Genomic DNA, 2,899 nt, shown 5'->3' on the forward strand with positions numbered 1-2,899 from the left:
CCTGCAGCAGCGACGTACCCGAACACGCCAGATCGAAGAACCGCGACCACACCTCTGCCGGATAAGCCACCGCAACACTCCTTCATCAGGGATGTTGCTTAGACCGCTGGATTCCGCCGACCTCTCGACCTGCAGAACTGACGTCTCGGCCTGCGCAGTTGACGTCTCGGCCTGCAGAAGTGACCTTTCGGCAAGAGGGGAGGTCGAGGCGGGAGGGGTCAGAGGGTGAGGTGGACGAGGTGGCCGAGGCGGTCGCGGTGGAGGCTGGGGAGGCCGTACGCGATCTGGTCGGCCTTGGCTCGCTTGAGGTAGAGGTGGGCGGGGTGCTCCCAGGTCATCCCGATGCCGCCATGGAGCTGCACGGCCTCCTCGGCGGCGGTGACGGCGAGATCACCGCAGTACGCGGCGGCGACGTGGGTCGCGATCGCTGCCTCTTCGGCGTTCCCCAGGGCCAGCGCGCCGGCGGCGTAGCGCGCCGCGGCGCCCGCGCCCTCGACGCTGGTGTAGAGGTCGGCGAGCCGGTGCTTGAGCGCCTGGTAGCCACCGACGATCCGGCCGAACTGCCGCCGCACCTTGAGATACTCGACCGTGGTGGTCAGGCACCACTGCGCGACCCCGACCTGTTCGGAGGCCATCAGCGCGGTGCCGGCCAGGAGACCGGCGCGTACGCCTTCGGCACCATGTTCCGCAGCGACGACCACCTCACCGGCGGCCGGGTCGAGGGCGACGTCGGCCAGCTGTCGGGTCATGTCGAGCGACGAGACCGGGGTGATCGTCGCCTGGTCTGCCGGGACAGCCCGGATCTCGATGCCGTCGCCGACCGCGACCGGCACCAGCAGAGTGTCCGCCTCCAGGGCACCGGCCACGGAGCGGACGGTGGTCGAGCCTGACGAGCTTGTCGAGTTGACCCCCGCCGAGACCGAGGCCGACAGCGAGACGACCAGCGCCGCGGTCCGATCGCCCGCAGCCAGCCCGGCGAGCAGGTCGACGCCGGCCTCGGTGGGTCCGGCCAGCAGGACCGAGGTCGCGACGACGGAACTGGTGAGGAACGGCACGGGTGCAACCGCCCGGCCCAGCTCCTCCAGGACCACGGCGGCCTCGCGAGCGGACGCGCCGGCACCGCCGTACGTCTCCGGGATCAGCAGCCCGGCGAGACCGAGCTCGCTGGCGAGCCCCTTCCACAGAACGGGCGTGAGCGAGTTGTCGCCGTCGTACGCCTTGACCACCTCGGCAGGGTCACAGTGCTCGGCCAGGAACGACCTGACCGTGGCACGCAGGTCGGCATCGAGCTCGTTGTCGAGCAGCTCGACATCAGTCATAGCGGGCTCCTTCATCGGGGGATGGCCTTCCAGGCAACGTCCTTGTCGACCCGGTGCTCGCCGGGGAGGCCGAGGACGCGCTCGGCCACGATGTTGCGCAGGATCTCCGAGGTGCCGCCCTCGATGGAGTTGCCCTTGGCGCGCAGGTAGCGATAGACCGCGTCGCGGCCGGTGAACTCGACCTGATCCGGTCGGACCATCGCCCAGCCATCGCCATCCTCGTAGCGAAGACCCTCCTCGCCGCGCAGCTCCAGGTCGAGGCCGGAGAGCTCCTGGTTGACCTTGGCGAAGGTGAGCTTCATCGCCGATCCCTCGGGGCCGGGCTGGCCGACGGCCAGCTTCTGCCCCAACCGCTTGCCGGTCAGCCGGGCCACCTCGGCCTCGACCCACAGCTTCAGGAGCCGGTCGCGCAGTTCCGGAGTGTGCTGGCCGGGATGCGTACGCCACGACTCGGTGACCACACCGAGCATCCCGCCCTCGCGGGGCATCGCAGCGCCACCGATGGCGACGCGCTCGTTGTTGAGCGTGGCGTTGGCGACCTCCCAGCCCTGGCCGACCGCACCGAGGCGGTGGGCGTCGGGGATCCTCACATCGGTGAGGAAGACCTCGTTGAACTCCGCCTCGCCGGTGATCTGACGCAAGGGCCTGACCTCGACCCCGGGATCGTGCATGTCGCAGAGGAAGTAGGTCAGGCCGCGATGCTTCGGGACATCCGGGTCGGTGCGCGCGACCAGGATCGCGAAGTCGGCGTTGTGTGCGCCCGAGGTCCACACCTTCTGGCCGTTGACGACCCACTCGTCACCGTCGAGGACCGCTCGGGTGGCCAGACCGGCCAGGTCGGAGCCCGCACCGGGCTCGGAGAAGAGCTGACACCAGATCTCCTCACCGCACCACAACGGCTCCAGGAAGCGCGACTTCTGCTCCGGAGTCCCGTACGCCAGGATCGTCGGCGCGGCCATACCGAGCCCGATCCCGTTGCGGCGCGGGTTGTTCCCGGGGGCACCGGCCCCCTCGAAGAGGTCGGACACGAGCGGCTGCAGGGCCCGGGAGAGACCGAGACCACCCTCGCCCTCCGGGAACGCGACCCACGCCAGCCCGGCCTGATAGCGCGCGTGCAGGAAGGCGCTCGGATCGGTCGTCTCGACCGGGTGCTCCGCCAGGAATGCCTCGACGCGGCCGCGCAGCTCGTCGGGTGTCATCGGGGGCCCTCCGCTCGCGGCAGTCGGGCCTCGAAGCGTGATCTCGGCAAGCTCGACCACCGGCGGCCGTTCACTGCCGTCCCTCTCGACGCGCCGCCTGCTTGCGCAGCTCGGCCTTCGCCAAGGCGTTCTTGTGCACCTCGTCGGGCCCGTCGGCGAAGCGGAGGGTGCGGATGCCGGCGTACGCCTTGGCCAGCGGGAAGTCCTGCGAGAGACCGCCGGCGCCGTGTGCCTGGATGGCCTTGTCGAGGATCCACTGGACGGTCGCCGGGGTGGCGATCTTGATCGCCTGGATCTCGGTGTGGGCGCCCTTGTTGCCGACGGTGTCCATCAGCCAGGCGGTCTTGAGGACGAGGAGGCGCAGCTGCTCGAGCCGCACCC

At 70.2% G+C, this 2,899-nt stretch carries 3 protein-coding genes; all 3 read right to left on the reverse strand.

Annotated features, from left to right (window positions below; genetic code table 11):
• Positions 1 to 218: 218 nt before the first annotated feature.
• Positions 219 to 1,319 carry an acyl-CoA dehydrogenase family protein gene (locus ACRDPS_RS24920; protein ID WP_431504364.1) on the reverse strand — a complete coding sequence of 367 codons (1,101 nt, stop codon included), beginning with the start codon at positions 1,317 to 1,319 and terminating at the stop codon, positions 219 to 221.
• Positions 1,320 to 1,330: 11 nt separating this feature from the next.
• Entirely contained in the window at positions 1,331 to 2,518 is a 1,188-nt protein-coding gene (locus tag ACRDPS_RS24925; protein WP_431504365.1) for an acyl-CoA dehydrogenase family protein, read from the reverse strand.
• 70 nt (positions 2,519 to 2,588) lie between these two features.
• A partial coding sequence (locus ACRDPS_RS24930; RefSeq protein WP_431504366.1) for an acyl-CoA dehydrogenase family protein occupies positions 2,589 to 2,899 on the reverse strand: 311 nt, incomplete at its 5' end.

The organism is Nocardioides sp., assembly GCF_050699375.1.
GTDB lineage: Bacteria > Actinomycetota > Actinomycetes > Propionibacteriales > Nocardioidaceae > Nocardioides.

What these genes read in the sequence shown, in the direction of transcription:
- ACRDPS_RS24925 (WP_431504365.1), bottom strand. Translation starts at nt 2,518, where the DNA reads ATGACACCCGACGAGCTGCGCGGCCGCGTCGAGGCATTCCTGGCGGAG.
- ACRDPS_RS24920 (WP_431504364.1), bottom strand. Translation starts at nt 1,319, where the DNA reads ATGACTGATGTCGAGCTGCTCGACAACGAGCTCGATGCCGACCTGCGT.